At 50.7% G+C, this 18,769-nt stretch carries 13 protein-coding genes and 1 tRNA gene; 8 read left to right on the forward strand and 6 right to left on the reverse strand.

What is annotated here, in order from left to right:
• The first annotated feature begins 396 nt into the window (after positions 1 to 396).
• From IE181_RS02390 to IE181_RS02400, 3 genes are read left to right on the forward strand one after another with little or no spacing between them, the layout of a single operon-like run.
• Entirely contained in the window at positions 397 to 1,434 is a 1,038-nt protein-coding gene (locus IE181_RS02390; protein ID WP_191249953.1) for an SIS domain-containing protein, read from the forward strand.
• Positions 1,434 to 2,588 carry an N-acetylglucosamine-6-phosphate deacetylase gene (gene nagA, locus IE181_RS02395; RefSeq protein WP_191249954.1) on the forward strand — a complete coding sequence of 385 codons (1,155 nt, stop codon included), beginning with the start codon at positions 1,434 to 1,436 and terminating at the stop codon, positions 2,586 to 2,588. Before IE181_RS02390 ends, nagA begins: the two co-directional genes overlap by 1 nt.
• Positions 2,589 to 2,600: 12 nt before the next feature.
• A complete protein-coding gene (locus IE181_RS02400) occupies positions 2,601 to 4,322 on the forward strand; it encodes a sodium:solute symporter family protein (protein WP_191249955.1) in 1,722 nt (573 codons plus the stop codon).
• 133 nt (positions 4,323 to 4,455) lie between these two features.
• Here IE181_RS02400 and IE181_RS02405 read toward each other — a convergent pair whose 3' ends face one another.
• The 6 genes from IE181_RS02405 to glk all read right to left on the reverse strand — a co-directional run bounded on the left by IE181_RS02405 (position 4,456) and on the right by glk (position 14,460).
• Positions 4,456 to 6,798: a beta-N-acetylhexosaminidase gene (locus IE181_RS02405; protein WP_191249956.1), complete on the reverse strand. Its 2,343-nt coding sequence runs from the start codon at positions 6,796 to 6,798 to the stop codon at positions 4,456 to 4,458.
• A 35-nt stretch (positions 6,799 to 6,833) separates the two neighbouring features.
• Positions 6,834 to 8,354 carry a tryptophan halogenase family protein gene (locus IE181_RS02410; RefSeq protein ID WP_191249957.1) on the reverse strand — a complete coding sequence of 507 codons (1,521 nt, stop codon included), beginning with the start codon at positions 8,352 to 8,354 and terminating at the stop codon, positions 6,834 to 6,836.
• A 13-nt stretch (positions 8,355 to 8,367) separates the two neighbouring features.
• Entirely contained in the window at positions 8,368 to 9,939 is a 1,572-nt protein-coding gene (locus IE181_RS02415) for a tryptophan halogenase family protein (protein ID WP_191249958.1), read from the reverse strand.
• 12 nt (positions 9,940 to 9,951) lie between these two features.
• Positions 9,952 to 10,656 (reverse strand): SapC family protein, encoded by a 705-nt coding sequence (locus IE181_RS02420; protein WP_191249959.1) that lies wholly within the window; start codon positions 10,654 to 10,656, stop codon positions 9,952 to 9,954.
• A 121-nt stretch (positions 10,657 to 10,777) separates the two neighbouring features.
• Positions 10,778 to 13,336: a TonB-dependent receptor gene (locus IE181_RS02425; protein WP_191249960.1), complete on the reverse strand. Its 2,559-nt coding sequence runs from the start codon at positions 13,334 to 13,336 to the stop codon at positions 10,778 to 10,780.
• Between the two features lie 86 nt (positions 13,337 to 13,422).
• Positions 13,423 to 14,460 carry a glucokinase gene (gene glk, locus IE181_RS02430; protein WP_191249961.1) on the reverse strand — a complete coding sequence of 346 codons (1,038 nt, stop codon included), beginning with the start codon at positions 14,458 to 14,460 and terminating at the stop codon, positions 13,423 to 13,425.
• A gap of 407 nt (positions 14,461 to 14,867) precedes the next feature.
• On the opposite strand from glk, the gene IE181_RS02435 reads away from it, so the two are divergent.
• The 5 genes from IE181_RS02435 (at position 14,868) to IE181_RS14725 (ending at position 18,763) form a co-directional block, all read left to right on the forward strand.
• Entirely contained in the window at positions 14,868 to 15,902 is a 1,035-nt protein-coding gene (locus tag IE181_RS02435; protein ID WP_191249962.1) for a LacI family DNA-binding transcriptional regulator, read from the forward strand.
• Between the two features lies 1 nt (position 15,903).
• Positions 15,904 to 17,115 carry an acyltransferase family protein gene (locus IE181_RS02440; RefSeq protein WP_191249963.1) on the forward strand — a complete coding sequence of 404 codons (1,212 nt, stop codon included), beginning with the start codon at positions 15,904 to 15,906 and terminating at the stop codon, positions 17,113 to 17,115.
• A 211-nt stretch (positions 17,116 to 17,326) separates the two neighbouring features.
• Positions 17,327 to 17,403: transfer RNA gene (locus tag IE181_RS02445), tRNA-Arg, on the forward strand.
• A gap of 101 nt (positions 17,404 to 17,504) precedes the next feature.
• Positions 17,505 to 18,485: a site-specific integrase gene (locus IE181_RS02450; protein WP_191249964.1), complete on the forward strand. Its 981-nt coding sequence runs from the start codon at positions 17,505 to 17,507 to the stop codon at positions 18,483 to 18,485.
• Between the two features lie 107 nt (positions 18,486 to 18,592).
• A complete protein-coding gene (locus tag IE181_RS14725) occupies positions 18,593 to 18,763 on the forward strand; it encodes a helix-turn-helix domain-containing protein (protein ID WP_191249965.1) in 171 nt (56 codons plus the stop codon).
• The last annotated feature ends 6 nt before the right edge of the window (positions 18,764 to 18,769 follow it).

The following is an 18,769-nucleotide window of genomic DNA, read 5'->3' on the forward strand; positions in this document are numbered from 1 at the left end:
TATGGTTTTATTACTATACAAAGCATCAGACGTTCTGCCACAAAAATCATGCGATATGATTGCACTGCAGGCTAACTCCTGCCTCCCCGCCTGAACATCCAGCGTGCACCACACATGTCCCCTTGGTTCTGTTTTTTGACATTATGATTGACAACGTTGTCAGTGCTGCGTATGAAAGCATTGGGAGGTTTACAGCATACCGTTCTGCAAAACAGAAATGCAGCCTGCAGGGGCATATATACTTCTGCGTATTCAGCTAACAGGCAAACGGCACATTCTTCTGAATGGCGGTATCTAACCTTAACCATAGAGGTCCATAGGCAGAGACGGAAAATCTTCCAGCCGGATGCACACCTCTGTATGCAGGACATAAAAGCGGGGACTATTAGAAAGACCATGACACTTTTTGCACAAGACACCTTAATGCACAAAGAAGCACGGGAAGCAGGTGCGGTTGTGGCGCATCAATATGCTGCCAATCTTCCCATCATTGAAAAACTGATTACTGAGTTGAGAGCCTCTCCCCCGCATGCAATTGTAACCTGCGCCCGCGGCAGTTCCGACCACGCTGCCACATACGCGAAATATATGTTTGAAACCCAGGTTGGTCTTCTCACAAGTTCGGCGGCCCCTTCGGTCCGGTCAGTATATGGAAGCACACTGAAACTGAACAACACATTGTTTGTCGCCATATCACAGTCAGGGGCCAGCCCGGATTTGGTAGCAACAGCGCAGGCCGCAAAAGACGCCGGCGCACTGGTTGTTGCCTTTGTCAATGTGTCCGACAGCCCACTTGCCGCGCTTGCAGATTATTTTATTCCCCTGCACGCAGGCCCGGAAAACAGCGTCGCTGCGACGAAAACCTACATCGCAACGCTTGCCGCCATCTTGCAGTTCACTGCGCACTGGTCCCGCAGCGCGCCCCTGTTATCTGCTGTAGATAATTTATCTACTGACTTGCTGCAGGCGGCAGATCTGGACTGGTCTGCTGCGACAAAAATCCTATCCAACGCGCGAAACTTTTTTGTCATTGGTCGCGGTACAAGTTTTGGTATTGCGCAGGAAGCTGCGCTTAAATTCAAGGAAACATCCGGCCTGCACGCAGAAGCATACAGCGCGGCCGAGGTTAAACACGGCCCCATGGCAATTGTCGGCCAAGACTTTCCAATCCTTGTATTCCGGCAGGAGGACCAAACGGCAGAAAGTATCGACAGCGTTGTCGAAGATTTCATTGGCCGCGGCGCACGGGTCATGGTGGCAGGTAAAGACTTTGATGGTGCCGTCAATCTTCCATATATTGTTGATCGGCACCCGGCTGTTGCCCCGATTTTGCTGGTGCAAAGTTTTTACATTATGGTCAATGCTTTATCTGTCATGCGTGGCTATAATCCAGACAAACCACCACATTTAAACAAAGTGACAGAGACAGTATAATGACAATTGCATTCACAGGAGGGGCGATTTTAACGCCTGTCGGTTTTCAAACAGACATGTCCCTACTTGTTGAAGGCAGCGTCATTACAGCTGTTGGCCCAACAGCCCATCAGGATGCCGATACCGTCATTGATCTGGCAGGTGACATGCTGATCCCGGGTTTTACCGACATTCAGGTAAACGGCGGCGGCGGCATATTATTCAACGACAACCCCACTGTTGATGCCATCCGGGCAATCGGGCGTGCACACCGTCCCTTTGGCACAACGGGATACCTGCCCACATTGATCAGTGACGATCTGGACAAAACTGCGGCCGCCATCGCGGCTGTGGATGCCGCGATCACAGAGGGTGTGCCCGGCGTCTTAGGTATTCATATTGAAGGGCCGTTTCTAAACCCGTTGAAGAAAGGCATTCATAACGCCGACAAATTCCGCACGTTGGACGACGCCGCAATTGATCTTCTGTCCAGCCTCAAACACGGTGTGACACACGTCACCCTGGCCCCGGAACAAACATCACCAGACATGATCCGAAAGCTTGTGCAGCGCGGTGTGAAAGTATCAGCGGGCCACACCAATGCGACCTATGAAGAAACCATGGACGCGCTGGATGCGGGGTTAAGCGGCTTTACCCATCTGTATAATGCGATGACCCCGATGGAGAGCAGAAAACCCGGCGTGGTTGGTGCTGCATTTGCGTATGCTCGCAGTTTCGCCGGCATCATTGTCGACGGTTTTCATGTGCATCCCGGCAGTTTAAAAGCAGCAATCGCCGCCAAGGGCATTCACCATATGATGTTGGTAACTGACGCTATGCCGTGCGTCGGCGCAAAAGATAAATCCTTCCGCTTGCAGGGCATAGATATCAAAGTCATCGACGGCAAATGCACCGGACCGGACGGTACGCTTGCCGGGTCTGACCTTGATATGATCTCTGCCGTCAGAAACAGCATTAATTGGCTGGACATATCGCTGGAGAGCGCAGTGGCAATGGCAAGCACATCTCCTGCGGCATATCTGGGCTTAACTGAAACTATCGGCACACTGGAGACTGGCAAGCAGGCAAATATGCTGCGCCTGTCCGCATCACTGGACATAAAAGAAAGCTGGATTGGCGGAAGGGAAGCCACCGATCCGACGAGGAGCACCTAAGAGGGGAAATTCATGGCGTTAACACTTTTCGACTGGAGTATTGTTGCCGCAGTACTGCTAACAATATTGTTTGTTGGGCTTTATGTCAGCAAGCGGGCAAGCGCCAACAGTAGTTCCTTCTTTCTTGGTGGCCGGAATATGCCCTGGTGGCTTTTGGGGACATCCATGGTGGCAACAACCTTCGCCACTGATACCCCCAACCTGGTCACGGGTCTTGTCCGCACGGGTGGTGTTGCTGCTAACTGGGTGTGGTGGGCCTTTTTGATAACCGGCATGCTGACCGCCTGTGTCTATGCCAAGCTCTGGCGCCGGCTGGGTGTGACAACCGACATTGAATTCTACGAAAGACGCTACAGCGGCAAACCCGCTGCCTTTTTGCGCGGGTTTCGGGCGATATATCTGGGGGTCTTTTTCAATGTCATGATCATGGCGAATGTGACACTGGCCATCACAAAGTTTGGTAATGTCCTTTTCAATGTCTCTCCGATTATTGTGGTGATTGTCGCCGCAACCGTCACGGTTATCTTCTCTGCTGCCGGCGGCTTGCTTGGCGTATTGATCACCGACATGATTTTGTTTGTCATTTCTATGATTGGGGCCATTTGTGCGGCTTATTACGCGGTAAACCACGAATCTGTGGGCGGTCTTGACGCACTTTTAAGCGCGCCGGACGTCATCAGCAAAATGGACCTCTTGCCCGACTTTTCCGACCCAACCCAGTGGATACCGCTCCTGCTGATTCCGTTAGCGGTTCAGTGGTGGTCCGCCTGGTATCCGGGCGCTGAACCCGGTGGCGGCGGCTATGTTGCCCAGCGCATGCTGTCAGCCAAAAACGAACGGCATGCAGCCGGGGCTACGACCTTCTTCAACTTTGCCCACTATGCGCTGCGGCCATGGCCCTGGATACTCGTGGCACTTGCGTCCATCGTGGTATTCCCGGATCTGGACAGTATTCGCACGGCCCTCCCCCATGTGGATGAAAGCCTGATCAAAGATGACCTGGCGTATCCCGCTATGCTTACATTCCTGCCATCTGGTTTGCTGGGCCTTGTTGTTGCATCGCTTGTTGCAGCGTATGTATCGACAATCTCGACCAGCCTGAACTGGGGGGCCAGTTATACAGTTAATGACGTCTATTTGCGTTTTATCAAACCAGACGCCACCCCAAAGCAGCAGGTCATGATGGGGCGGCTGATGACGGTTTGCCTGATGGCGATCACCTGTGTCTTTGCCTTGATGCTGGAAAGCGCCATGCAGGCTTTCAACCTTCTACTGTCGGTAGGGGCAGGGACAGGCCTCTTGTTCCTTGTTCGCTGGTTCTGGCACCGGGTTAACGCCTGGTCTGAAATATCTGCTATGATCATTTCATTCAGCGTCAGTATCTATATGCAGTTTTTTGGCCCCGAAGGCTGGGCAGACTGGCAAATTTTCACCGTCTCCGTCGCTATCACGACTGTGGGCTGGATCACAGTCACGCTCTTTACAGGACGTACAGATCAGAAGGTTCTGGACGAGTTTGATGCGTCACTGGTCTCGGAACTTGAAGGGGATGAACAGTCAGTGCGGTCCGGTGTTATCGCGGCTCTGTGGGCGACAGCAGGCGTTTACAGCCTGTTATTTGGCACCGGCAACCTTCTGTACGGCGAGTATCATATCAGTGCCATGTGTCTTGCGGTCATGCTGATCGCTGTCTGGCGTACCAAAAACTATATTATGAGCATCCCGGAGAAATAAACCCAAGCCGAACGCCCTGAACCACAGGGCGCAAAGGTTCCCGGGGACAAAGCACCTCCCTGCTTTCCCCCAAAAGAAAAGGCACCCGCGTATGGGTGCCTTTTTTTGTACCGTGTGGCGTTTTTATACCGCCCTAACGCAAGACAACCTTATCAAGCGTGTACAGCATCTCTTCGCCACCAGCGGGGTCAAAGGCGGGCCGTGCAAAGCGGAAGCAAAGCGCCTCTGCAGCCAGTCCCGCAGGCAACTCTGCAGACAGATCAACAAGCCCAAACGAGCTTTGAACAGGCGCCAAAGAGACACTCACAACCGGTGCGCCAGTACACTGGTTGGCATATATGTTCAGTTCGCCATGCTCGGTTTGTGGCTGGTCAAATGTCACTTTTTTCCAGTCGTCCCCAATCTGGAAATTAAACGGAATTGTGCCAACCGTCAGATCGACGGTGCGAATACCTTCCAGATTTACATCCTTATATATCCAGCAAGGGTTCAGAATATTCAGTGAAAATGCTGCACGCGGACCCGTGTAGGGATAATCATCATCCAGTTTTAAATGATACCCGCTTTCACAGACAGCAAGTTGATCGTCTGTTCTGGTACGCACAGAGATCTGGTCCAATCCGCGTTCCGTCGGCGCAGATAGCATACGTCCATCCACAAACGTAGAAGCTTGCAGCTGGTCCGTCGCATCCACCACCACAGGTGCAGTATAAAGGTCACTGTCTGCTGTAACCTCTGTGCCGTCCAGCGTATAACGAATATTCCCGGCCGCCAGTTGGTTTGACAGCGTGATCTGACGCTGGCCGTCTGCAAGTTCGACAATATCTGCCTGTACTTCAAACGCTACATCCGCATAGCGGATACCCAAACTGTCATAGCGGGCAAGCTGGGCAGGTAGCCGCCCGACAAAGCCGTCGAAGTCCTTGTCCCGGCGCGACCAGACTGTTTCCGCAATCGCACTGGCACGCGGGAAAGTCATATGCATTACATGATCATTGGTCCGCATATGCTCGGTCCAGATATTACCCTGTGCGCCCTTAATCAATGCCACCTGGTCAGGTGTCAGTTCGTTCGGGACGGGGTCATAATCATATAACCGTTTCAGCGGCACCAATGATGTGCGATCTGGCCTGCCTGTTGGTTCACGTGTGCTCAAGGACTGGTGCATATCCAGATACATCATGGGCCACGGGCTCATGATTACTTCATGCCCTTCCTTGGCCGCTTCGATGCCGCCTGCCTCCCCACGCCACGACATGACAATAGAAGACTGGTGAATATCGCCCCCTTCCAGAATTTCATCCCACCCGATAAGCGTCCGGCCATGTTCGTTCAAAAACCCATCAAAGTGCCGGGTGAAATAGGACTGAATTTCTTCAACATCCTTGATGCCTTTATCGGCCATTAGTTCCTGGGTGCGCGGGTCGTTCGCCCAAAGATCCTTTTGCACCTCATCCCCCCCGATATGAACATAGGGGCTTGGGAATAAGTCCATCACTTCGCGCAGCACATCTTCCAGATAGGCAAAGGTATGGTCTTCAAGATTATAGGTGTCCTTGAAAATACCCCAATCGGCGGAAACAGCGCGCGGTGCATCAAACATTCCAAACTGCGGATAAACGGCTGTGGGTGCCTGCGAATGGCCCGGCAGTCCAATTTCCGGGATAATCATAATATGTCGTTCTGCTGCATAGGCGACTATGTCACGTATTTGTTCCTGCGTATAAAAGCCGCCGATCTTTTTGGGTTCGCCCGTTTCAGGATCAATATTTGCCCTCGAAGCCGCCCCCGCCGGCACCCGCCATGCACCCTTCGCCGTCAGTTCCGGATACTTCTTGATTTCCAGACGCCACCCCTGATCATCAACCAAATGCCACTGAAACCGATTAAATTTATGCAGGCTCATCCAGTCGAGCATTCTTTTGACAAAGTCCTCGCCCTGAAAGTGCCGTCCTTCATCCAGCATTAAACCGCGCCAGCCAAAACGTGGCCGGTCTGTAATTGTCATCGGTGTAAGGGTGACAACTTCGGTCCCGTTCAGAGGGGTCAGTATCTGCCACAGTGTCACTGCACCGTAATAGAGCCCGGCGGCCGCATCCGCCTCGACAGTGATTTTACCGTCTCTAGCCTCCAGTTTATAGCCTTCATAGCCAAGACCGGTTTCTGCCAACTGAAAGAGTATCTCTGGCGTGTCTGTCGTGTCAGGCTGAAAGTCAAAAGGACTGTTTTCCATGATACGCTTGAACGCGGTCACCGTTTCATTGTGCCCCCCGATGCGCCATGCATTTGTCACCTGAAACGGCTTACCAGCTTCATATGCAATATCTTCTGGCAAGGGGATAACAGACAAGGGGTGCGCACTTGCATGCTGCCCGGACACCCCGTCCTTTTCTGCACCAGTGTCTCGTACACTCTGGTCAGTGCATCCAGCCGCTAAAACCATTAGTGCGATAATACAGGCTGTTTTTCCCAGCATACTTAATCCCCTATTCTTCCGTGCAGAGCAGTTTATTACATATTGATTTGTTTGAGGTAGGCCATGTGCGGCAATGCCGTATGCGCCAACCGGTCGGACAAGGCCCTGACCCGGGCAAATATTTCTTCACTTTCCCCCAAATCTATCTGCAGGGACAAAGCGGGGTAATGTTTCATGCCGTACAGGATGTACCGGTAGTTTTCATCGCTGAAAACAGTGGAAAAACTGCCCGCCAGGTCATGATATTCGCAGACTTTATGCTTCCATATTCCCAGCTGCTTTTTAAGCCAGGGTGTATGATGGACCGTGTCTGGGGCCGCACGCCAAAAATCCGTATCATCCCGGTCCGTCAAGCAGTAATGCAGCACGATAAACTGTTTTAAGTCCTGATAAAATCCGTTCATCAATCGGTTGAAACTATCGCGGACATCCTGTGTTATTTCCCCGCGGTCAAGGTGCGTTGCCAACAAGCCTGCACTAAGATTAATCAGATGAAGGCCTGTGGATTCAAGCGGCTCGATAAAGCCGCCAGACAGTCCAATGGCAATGCAGTTACCTACCCAAAATTCCTTCAGGCAGCCAACCCGCATATTGATGTGCGTACATTTCAGTACAGCAGAGTCAGGCCCTAAGAATGTCCGCAGCTCTGCCTCTGCTTCATCTGCCGATAACCGGTCCCCGTCATACACATAGCCTGTGCCCTGACGGTTGATCAGATCAATCTGCCACGCCCAACCGTTGCTGAGCGCGGTTGCCGTTGTATAGGACCGCGGCATTTCCCCATCTGGCATTTCCCGCTGCAGCGCCACCGCCTTGGTGCAGGGAAGGGCCTCTTTGAAGCATTGCCAGTTATTGTCTTTCAGCTTGCCAATCAGCAGGGACCGAAAACCGGTACAATCAACAAAAATATCGCCGTCAAAGCGTCTGTCATTTGCAGTCACGGCCTTGATCATCTCGCCTTCGGTCTCGACCGCATCGATCGTGGCTTCGATATGGGTGACCCCGGCCTCAATCGCCTTACGGCGCAGATACCGCGCCAGCAAGACCGCATCAATATGATACCCGTACGGCACCAACCCTTCATATTGGCGGGACTGGGCACTTTTCGGCGCCAGATTTTGTGCGGCCAGCCCAGCGCTTAGGCAAACGCCTTCATCATATCTTTCCTGGCCCGCACGACCGGACAGCATCCACAGGCTGGAAATATCAAGCACTGCTGGCGATGTTTGCGCTTCAAATGGGTGAAAATAGGCATGCTGTGAACCATCTGGATTTGGTTTCATCCAGTTTTTGAACATGATGCCGGTTTTCAGTGTTGCATTGGTTTCACGCAGCAGTTCATGTTCATCAAGGCCCATGCCGCGGAAAAAATACCGCACACTGTGAACCGTCGCTTCCCCAACGCCGATGATACCAATATCGGGGCTTTCAATGACCGTAATATCAATGTTCTTATGGCTGTGATTATACAGACGATTAAGATAGAGAGCCGTCATCCAGCCGGCTGAACCACCGCCCACGATCACCATTTTACGCATGCTGTCCGCTGTGTGCATCTCTCTGTCCCTTTTAAATCTTTTGAAAACCAAACTGCTGCGCCCGCATCAGCAACTCCCGGTGGGGTAGAAGTTGCCCGGCCAATTGCTGCCGGTGCCCTTTGATTGCCTGCATGGTTGCTGCCGCTTCCTGGTCCATACTGTAGCGCGCTTTCAGCGGGGCCATATTGGTCTGGAAATCCATGCCGTACAGCACATACAGATAATTCTCGAGATTAAAGACCTCTAACCGGGACGAGAAATCATAGGCAGTTGGCGGCTGATGGCGCCAGATTTCCAAATTCTGTTGCAGGGCGGCTGGGATTGTCTCTGGCCGCCTGTTGTCTATCCAAAAGTCAGAATCTGTCCGCCGGGACAGGACATAATGGAGCTTGATAAATTCAATCACCTTTTCCCATGTATGGGTAACCCGCGCATTAAAACGGTCGGCCAGTGCCGGCATTGCCTCGAGCGTCGCTGGGAACTGTTCGGCAATCATGCGGGCCGTCGCATCAAAAATCAGAAGACCCGTTGCTTCAAGGGGTTCAACAAACCCCTGACTTAGCCCTATCGCGACACAATTTTTTTCCCAGAATTTTTGCCGGTAGCCTACCTTCATGGGAATACGGCGCAGGGTAAGATCATCTGCCTGATCGCCCAGCGTTTCACGGGCATAGGTTCGCAGTACCTGTTCTGCCGCATCGTGGCTGGTATGCGCGGACGAATAAACATAGCCTGTGCCCCGCCGGTTCAACAGCCCGATGTCCCATATCCAGCCAGCCTCTTTGGCCGTTGCAATCGTATGGCACGGCACTGCTTTTTCGTCGCCGTACGGAATTTGCACCGCCAGGGCCGTATCGACAAACAATATGTCGCTTTTGTCGACGAAAGGGACACCCACCGTGTCACCAAGAAGCAAAGACCGGAACCCGGTGCAGTCAACATACAGGTCTGCAGTCATCGTTCCCAGTTGCGGTGTCTCAATGCTTGCAATCATGCCGCCGTCACCAAGGGTGACCGTCTCGACATCGGCAAGCTGGTGGATAACACCAAGCTTTTCGGTAGCGTGTTTTGTCAAAAATGCCGCAAATTTGGCTGCATCCAGATGATAGGCATAGCTGACAACGCCCTCATATTCCCGGTGGGTCATCGTTTTGGGGCCATAGCCAGCGTCACAAAGTCCCCCCTGAACCGAGACGGTATTCACATAACTGTCATCCCCTGCCAGCCCCATCAGATAGTAAGGGGTCAGGTCGCATCCGTTCTGAACCGGGTAATCAAAAACATGATGATAGGCATGCCGCCTGTCGTCAGGGTTAAAGAGCCAGTCCTGGAACTTGATACTTTGCTTAAAAGAGACGTCACACGCCTGAATGAATTCGCTTTCACTAATCCCTAAATACTGGAGCGACCTACGAATGGCGGGCACCGTGCCTTCGCCAACGCCGATGGTCGGAATATTTGGAGATTCGACCAGAGTGACCTGCACCCCGTCCGGGTCTTTACTATTGAGTTTTTTCGCAAGATGACAGGCGGCGAGCCAACCGGCGGTTCCACCACCTACAATCAGGACTGATTTTATTTGTTTTCCCCCAGTTGCTGCCATGTATCTTATCCACTAACCAGATGCACGACGCTGCTTGCGAGAGAGAATACGGCGCATCTGGTGCAGTGAATTCAAATGCGCATAAATCAGCGGCAAAAGTCCGCGTTTACGCAAGTCCAGAAAGGCCTCATCATCGATGGCCCGTAATTTGTCTTCATCAACGAAATACAGACCGTCAAGCGTCATCTTCTGCCCTCCAATGTTTAAGGTCATGGCACGTTCCGCAAACAGGTCCAGTTTCACAAGGTCCTGAATAAACAAGGGGGTCATGGCACTTTGTTCATACGTGCGTTTCAACAATTCCTTACGGCCAGCCAGATACGGAGTTTCTGTGCCGTCTTCATTGAACAGGGCCTCTCCCTTGGATGTGCTGACATGGCCGCTGTCATCAATGATCGCCACTGTGACACGGTCACTGCCATCATCCGCAGGGATTAGCTTGAAGGGAAAAGCTGCAAATAATTCAGGCACATATGTATTGTCCCACTGATTATTATCGACAAACAGATTTTCTCCGGGTTCAAGCCCTAGCAAGGCAATCGTGGTAAATTGGCCGGTGTCTGAATTTTTGACAAAAAAGACAGGATAGTCCGCAGATGCTGCAGGAATTTCATGGGCGGTTACCGGCGCCATATGCTGATCAGCAACATGCGAAAAGTCAGCCTTCAAAACTTTTAAATCTTTATGCTTTTCAAAATGCAGTGGAACTATAGACATGCCTTTAAAATCCCCTTTCCCCGAAAAGTATGATGCTAGTACCCTTGGCGGGAAAATGCACACATAATTGCGCATAGAACAGAGGGGAGCCATACTCCCCCCTGATTTACTGCTGCAGCTTCTAGTATTTGAAGCTTACACCGAGCGTGATCCGGCGCGCAGTTTCATACTGGTACAGTGGGAACCCATCGGCAAAACCACTGTTTGGTGAAGAAACCTGATTATTACCGAACTGTTTGAAGTCCTGTTTCAGCAGGTTGTTCACGTCCAGGCTTACCGTAATATTTTCATTGGCAAACCATTTACCGGAAAGGTCCAGACTACCGTATCCATTATGCAGGCGGTTACCGTAGGCACCAACTTCCCGCATCATATATTTGCTACGGTAATTGTAGGATGCCCGAACGTTGAACAGTTCATTTTCATAATAACCAGATACGTTAAAGGCATGACGGGAACTGTCTGTCACCACCGGGTTAGCATCTGAGAACTGTTCTGGCGACACGTCAGAGTCTGTGTATGTATAGTTTACAATAGACCCGAACCCGTTACCGTAGTCCTGCTGATACTGCAACTCGAAGCCCTTCAGATCAGCGGAGCCACCGTTTTCCAGTTCCTGCACGGTCCAGCCTGCAGCTGCCTCGTCTGGATCAGGAAGATCGAACGGAATGTCAGACGATCCAACTTCATATTCATTGACCGTTACAAAGTTCTTCACATCCTTGAAGAAGATACCCCCTGAAAGGATTGAGCCTTCGGCAAAGTACCATTCAACAGAAAGATCCAGCTGGTTTGAAACAAACGGCTGCAAGCCAACATTACCTACAATCCAGAACTGGTTAGCAGGCAGATCATCGTTGGTGCCCGTCACATTCGGATTGACGTACATATCAACATATTGTGGACGGGTCAGAACGCGGGCCGCACTCGCACGGACGATCACATCCTCAGCCGCGTCAATCGCAATATTGAAGCTAGGCAGAAACTCGCTGTAAGATGCATCAGTTTCCTGCTGCTGGCCATCCAGGTAATATGTCGACGTTGCGTCAGTATTGACCCAGCGCAGACCGGCGTTACCGCGGAAACCATCCCCTTCAAATGTTGCCATTGCATAGGCTGCAAAGTTTCTTTCATCGATCTCGCTGTACGCGCCCAGGTCTTCTGTTTCGCCAACAATGGCTGCTCTTGCCAAATCTTTCAGCGCCTCGGCATCCAGTTTCAGGAATTCATAATTTCCTGCACCGGCTTCGATGGTACCATCAAGAAGGCCCGCGGTAGAAAAGACATTATCGAAGCCCTCGGCCGTCTGGTAAACATACCGGCGGCTTTTTGTATTATGGTCGGAATAACGAGCACCAACCTTGATACTGTTTATAACGCCGTAGTCAACATCACGTTCGAAGTCTGCCTGAATATATGTTTCAGCATCCTTTTTAGGTGTCCGGTTGAAATTTTCACCAAGACCCATCACAACTGTGCCTGGATCATACGTGCTCATATCAAAAGACCCGGTATCCCACGTCTGCTCACCACCGAAGAAATCATACGTTCCGTTAAGTGCAGGTGCCAGACCATCATCGACAACCATTTCAAAGTCGGTGCCGCCAGAAGCCTCTGTACGACCAACCTGGAAATCGAACACATAGCCTTCACCCGCATAGGTGATATCCATGTCATACACGCGGGACTTCATTGTTGCTTCCCTTGGGCGCGCCTGGAAGAAAGCAACCCCAAGCGGTCCACGTGCCGGAGTTTCGCTGATTTTATCAGCCTCTGGCACCTCAACACCACTCCATGTTGTGTTGCCCTGGGTCAACCACATTGCATAGTTGGTGTTGTTTGCCGCCATTTCCATATTCACATAGTTCAGAACTACGTCCAGATTTTCATTGGGGCGGTACTGCACTGTACCCGTGATCGCCCGGCGTTCACGGTCCTGTTCAAAGGCAACGGGACCTGCACCCCATTCCCAGAATGCTTCGTTACCCTGACGCTGCAAATTACGCTTCTGGTATACGCCAGAAACCAGCAAACCCAGAGTTTCATCATCGTTCTTCCAGCTAAACAAACCCGATGCTTGCGGGTCAATCTTGTCAGAATCATCCTGATGCGACCCTTCGACAGAAGCATAGATGCTGAAATTATCCATATCCAGCGGCTTGCGCGTGTTAACGGTAACCGTACCACCAACACCACCTTCGAGAAGGTCAGCCTGTGAGGACTTATACACCTCTACGCTGCCCACAAGTTCTGATGGCAGCAGGGTATAGTTAAACGACCGGCGCGCCGGTTCGAACACAAACCAGCCCGTAGAAGCAACATTCTGACCGTTCAGTGTTGTCTTGGTAAAACCGGACCCTGCACCACGAATGGAAACGTCAGAGCCTTCACCAAATGCACGCTGAATAGTGATGCCCGGAATACGCTGCAATGATTCCGCAACGTTTTTATCCGGGAATTTACCAATATCCTCCGCAGAAATGGCATCAACGATACCATTGGAGTTTCGTTTAACATCAAGTGCCGCACGCAGACCGCCACGGATACCGGAAACTACAATTTCCTCCAGTTCCATCGAGTCTTCTTGTGCGCCAGCCGGGGCAGACATCGCCCCGCTTGCCATCACTGCCAGTGCTGCTGCACTTACAGAATGGTAAAGACGCGTTTTCTTCGTGAACATATTTCCCTCCTGTTTAAACCGCCATCTTCCCTGTTCTTCGTTTCTGACTATCAAGCCCCATTTAAGCATGTGAACTACCCTTCTATTTAAGCCATAACCGGACAATCACAGCGCTGCCTGTTTGCATACCAACAAGCGGCACCGATAACACCCAGGTGCCCATGATCCATAAGAGTAACGGGAATGGCTTTGACATATGACTGCATCTTTCCCTGGTTGAGATAGCTAGCCAAAAACCGACTTTGTTGCAGATACTCTTTAAACTTCGGTAATATACCTCCTGCCAGGTACACCCCTCCTCTTGCGCCGTAACCGAGAGCCATATTGCCGGCTACAGAGCCAAGAATTTCACAGAATGTCGATAAGGCCTCATCCGCGAGTGCATCGCGCCCGCTGATCGCGGCATCGGATACAAGCGAAGGCCTGTCCAGGACGGCTTGCTGATCATTCATCTCTGCAAGCGCTCCGTAAATATTCAACAGTCCAGAGCCAGACAACAAGCGCTCCACCGTTACAAATTCGTATTTCTTACGTAAAATCTCTGCAATCACTGCATCGCGATCATTTGTCGGGGCAAATGTCATCTGACCTGCTTCTGTTGTCAGCGTGGCCGACCCATCCCCACACGGCACCAGAACCGCCGCGCCTAGACCCGTTCCCGGCCCCAGAACCACCCGCGCCTTACCGGGATGTGCCTTCCCATGCGGATTAAGCTGAATAGCATCATCCCGTGCAGGCAACAGCGTTGAATAGGCAACAGCTTCATAGTCATTTAAACCGTATAGAGTGTTCAGGCCCAGGACACTACGTAAGGGCGCAAGCGATACGGGCCACGGCAAATTGACAGAATGAAGAATGTCGCCGTCAAAATAGCCAGCACTGGCGATCGCACCAGCAACACAGCCTTCCAGCGCATGATCTGCTTTAAATGCTTCGAAAACAGAGGCTAGGGATTCAAAGTCTTTACAGCGGTATTTGGTATAAGCGCGCAAAGTATAGTCGTGAGCATATGATGACGGAGCAGCACCAGGCGCAATGTCCACAATACCAACGCGGGCGTGTGTGCCGCCAATGTCTGCTGCGATAATGGAAACCATAATCTCTGTCTCCGCTTCTCGATCCATCTGGCACTTTCCACCGCCGGATAGCTGCACGCGCACGATCACCTCATGCTCACAACCACCACTTCGGTAAAGCCATAGTAAAAAATCAGGACTTCAAATCCCTACTCCCAGAAACAAGCTACATACAAAATGATAACGTTGTCTATTGTTATTTTCAGCCAAATCTGCAAAAATGATAACGTTGTCAATTTAGACATGACTACGTTGTCAGGAAATTCAAGGGCTTAGACGCCATTTCGATATTTCAGATTTATGACAAACTTTTTCTGGCGGCGTCATATCTGGTTCACAGCCAACGGGGATAATCCATATCAGGGAACAGGGACCTGATATATTTTATAGAAGCTTGATTCGCTTACTTTGATCGGCATACTGGGGGTTTCCAGGGTTCAAACTGGCAGGGGTTCATGGTTAAATCTACAATTAAAGACGTCGCACAATTAGCCGGCGTATCACTGAAAACTGTTTCAAGGGTGATCAATAAAGAACCCTTTGTGCGGCAAGCCACTATTGAAAAAGTATCAAAAGCGATCGAAGAATTAGGGTATCAGCCAAATCTTGCCGCCAGGAACCTGCGCAGCGGGAAAAGTTACGCCCTTGGGCTCGTGTACGATAATCCAAACCCCTATTACATTATAGATATGCAGCAAGGGGCGCTGAATGTTTGCAGGGACATGGGATACGGCCTGCAGATTCACCCATGCGATGCCGCGCAGGATAATATTGCGGAAGAGCTGGTGGATCTGTACCGCGATGCAGACCTCTCTGGCCTGATCCTGGCACCGCCCATGTCAGAACGTGCCGACATTATCAAAGTGCTGCGCCGTAACGACATTCAATATGTAGGAATTGTTTCAGGCACAGCCGAAGACCCTGCTTTGACCCCGTGCGTTCATGTTGATGACCGCAAAGCCGCGTATAATATCACCAAACATCTGCTGTCGCTGGGCCATACACATATTGCCTTTTTCTGGGGGGAAGAAATCCATAAATCCAGCCCTGAACGCTTTCACGGCTATGAAGATGCGTTGCGGGAAGAAGGCATCACGCTTGACCCTTCCCTGATCTTTGACGGCGCCTACAGCTTTGAATCCGGCATTGAAAATGCGCAAAAACTGCTACAACTGCCAGACACGCCCACCGCGCTTTTCTGCAGTAATGACGAAATCGCGGCCGGCGCCTTGACCGTCTTTACAGAAAGGGGACTGCAGGTCCCGCATGATATTGCCCTGGCAGGCTTTGAAAACAGCCCGTTTTCCCGGCATTCAAGCCCGCCTTTGACCACCGCAGAACAATCAACAATAGAAATTGCAGCAGCGGCCACGCGTTTACTGATTGCGGGTATGCGCCCTCATACAATCGAAAGTGAAAATGAGCTCGTTACAGAATTTTCACCAACACTGATTATTCGTCAGTCAACCTGTCCTGTGGATGGTCGCTGATATGTGGCGCCGGGTCCAAGATCATCTTTCCGGCATTATGGCGCAGTGTAATCCTGACCGTTCTCTCGCGATTGATGTGTTTCGGGGGATCACAATCACCGGCATGATATTGGTTAACAACCCGGGCAGTTGGGATCATGTATATGCACCGCTTTTGCACGCAAAGTGGCACGGCTGGACCCCGACGGACCTGATTTTTCCGTTTTTCATCTTCATTGTTGGATTATCTGCAGCCTTTGCAGCCGCCAGTCAGAATAAAATACAGGGCACCACTGCCCCCAACCGGACAGCGCAATTAAAAACAGCGGCGATCCGAAGCGCAAAATTATTCGGCCTTGGTCTGTTTCTCGCAATATTCTATTATGATTTTCAGGCCAGCAATTATAGCTGGTTCACGGAGCGTATTGAAAACATCCGTATTTTAGGGGTGTTGCAGCGTATTGCCCTTGTCTTTTTCTGCATGACACTCCTGCGGTTATATGCATCCAGGACCGTTGAATATGCGGCCTGTGTTTTCCTGCTTGCTCTCTATACTTTCTGTATGGCTTTTACGCCTTACCCGTTACCGACGGGCGGCACTGGTGTTGGCGGCTGGGCATTTGGGGAAAACTTCACAGCCTATATTGATGCACTGATTTTAGGGTCAGCCCACAGTTATTATGCGAACGCGACCCCGTTTCCCTTTGACCCCGAAGGGATATTCTCAACCCTGCCCGCGATTGTTACAGGGATGCTGGGGCTTTTCACCGGGCGCTTTCTGCTTGCGGAAAAGAACGCGATAGCGCGTCTGAAACGTCTTATCCCTGCGGGCATTCTCCTGACACTCCTGGGGCTGGTGCTTGATCCCGTCATCCCGATCAACAAGGCATTATGGACCCCGAGCTATGTCCTTCTGACAGCCGGACTTGCGGTGCTCTCTCTCGCCTTTTGCATCTATCTGCTCGACATCAGAAAAACACAGCGCTGGTCCGCACCGTTTATCGTCTTTGGGGCGAATGCCATCGCGTTTTATATGTTCTCTGCCGTCGCTGCCCGTATCCTGACGATGATACCCGTGGGGGAAACGTCCTTACATGCCCTGCTGTACTCTAAGGTTTTCATGCCACTTTTTGGTCCGCTAAATGGTTCTCTTGCCTTTGCTCTGGCTTTTCTGGCTCTGTCCTACGGTGCCATGTACGCCATGTATAAGCGGAAGATTTTCTGGAAAGTATAGGCAGCGACTTCCCGCAGCGAAGGCTGCCTGGGGCAATTCAACCTGCATATGGTTTAGGCGATCAGGGGCCACCTGGGCCACGCCATTTTAGGCAAAAAACCATCCAAACCACACATATGTTAGCGCCAGTTTGCATGCCAGCGTGCGATTCATCAAAAATGTCGTTGCACTGAAGGCGCAGGATATGTATGGTCCGCCCGTCCTGAAGCGCGCACCCATAGCTCAGCTGGATAGAGCGCTGCCCTCCGAAGGCAGAGGCCAGAGGTTCGAATCCTCTTGGGTGCGCCAACTTTTATCTTTAAATTCAACAACTTAATTCCACAAGGCGCACGCGCTAAAGCGCTGGAGTTTCAATCTGTCACACTGGTGTCACAGTGGGAGACAGAGAAGTGGCGACTATTCGAAAACGTGGAAATCGCTGGCAGGTACAGATCAGACTTAAAGGTTACCCTGCCAAGACTAAGTCCTTTAGTCATAAAGGTGATGCAGTTAAATGGGGCAGAGCAACTGAAACAAATTTACTGTTAGGCTTAGATAACGAAACATTGACTGTCTTCAACAATGTGCGCCTTTCCGAACTTTTCAGCAGATACCTGAAAGAAGTGACCGCATATAAACGCGGTAAAAATGTTGAAGAATTACGCCTCAAAAAAGTTTTAAGGCACCCTATTGCACAAACTCTGGTTTCGGAAGTCTCTGTCGAAAAATTCGCAAGATACCGTGATGAACGCTTAAGGGAAGTTTCCACCAGCACTGTCAAAAGAGACTTGAATTTGCTGCACCATGTTTTCTCTATTGCGATCAATGAGTGGGGCGTCCCATTAAAATCAAACCCATTAACCACAATCCGAAAACCTCAGGAACATGCGCCAAGAACTAGGCGGCTTCTTAATAATGAGGAAGCCAAACTTATCGCAGAGGCAGACTGTTCTCGTACTGAATATTTGAAACCAGCAATTATTCTTGCTCTGGAAACAGGTATGAGACGCGGGGAACTACTTTCCACAAGGTGGGAAGATGTTAATGCCGACGCCCGGCTATTAACTATTAGAGAAACCAAAAATGGGGAAGTCAGAACAATTCCATTAAGCACAAAAGCAATGACTACGATTACCTCCCTCCCTAAACTTCAACATAAACTATTCAATTGCACACCAAATGCTCTCCAAAAATCTTGGAAAAGACTTACTCAGCACATCAACATTCAAGATTTACATTTCCATGATCTGCGCCATGAAGCAATCAGCCGGTTTTTCGAATGCGGTCTAACAATTCCAGAAGTCGCACTTATTAGCGGTCACAAAGACTACCGAATGCTTCAGAGATATACCCACTTAAGACCAGAAGATTTAGTCTCAAAATTATCTTAGGCAGAAATTTTTAAAATTTCTGCAATAGGGACGACCGCCCCTGAACAGTGGTGAACAATGGCGAATGTGATTCGTTGTGAATCTACATTTGAAAACTGGAGACCAGCATGAAACCATTGCTCACAATTGATGAAGCCTCACATTATTTAAGGGTTGGCCGCACAAGTATCTACAAGCTAATTCGCCATCGTCAGTTAAACTCTTACAAAATTGGACGTAGACGATTAGTGGATAAAGAGTCCATCGACTTGCTGCTCAAGTCACTAAGTTCAAGTTAGCATCAA

Origin of the sequence: Kordiimonas sediminis, assembly GCF_014656395.1 — a bacterium.
Lineage (GTDB): Bacteria > Pseudomonadota > Alphaproteobacteria > Sphingomonadales > Kordiimonadaceae > Kordiimonas_A > Kordiimonas_A sediminis.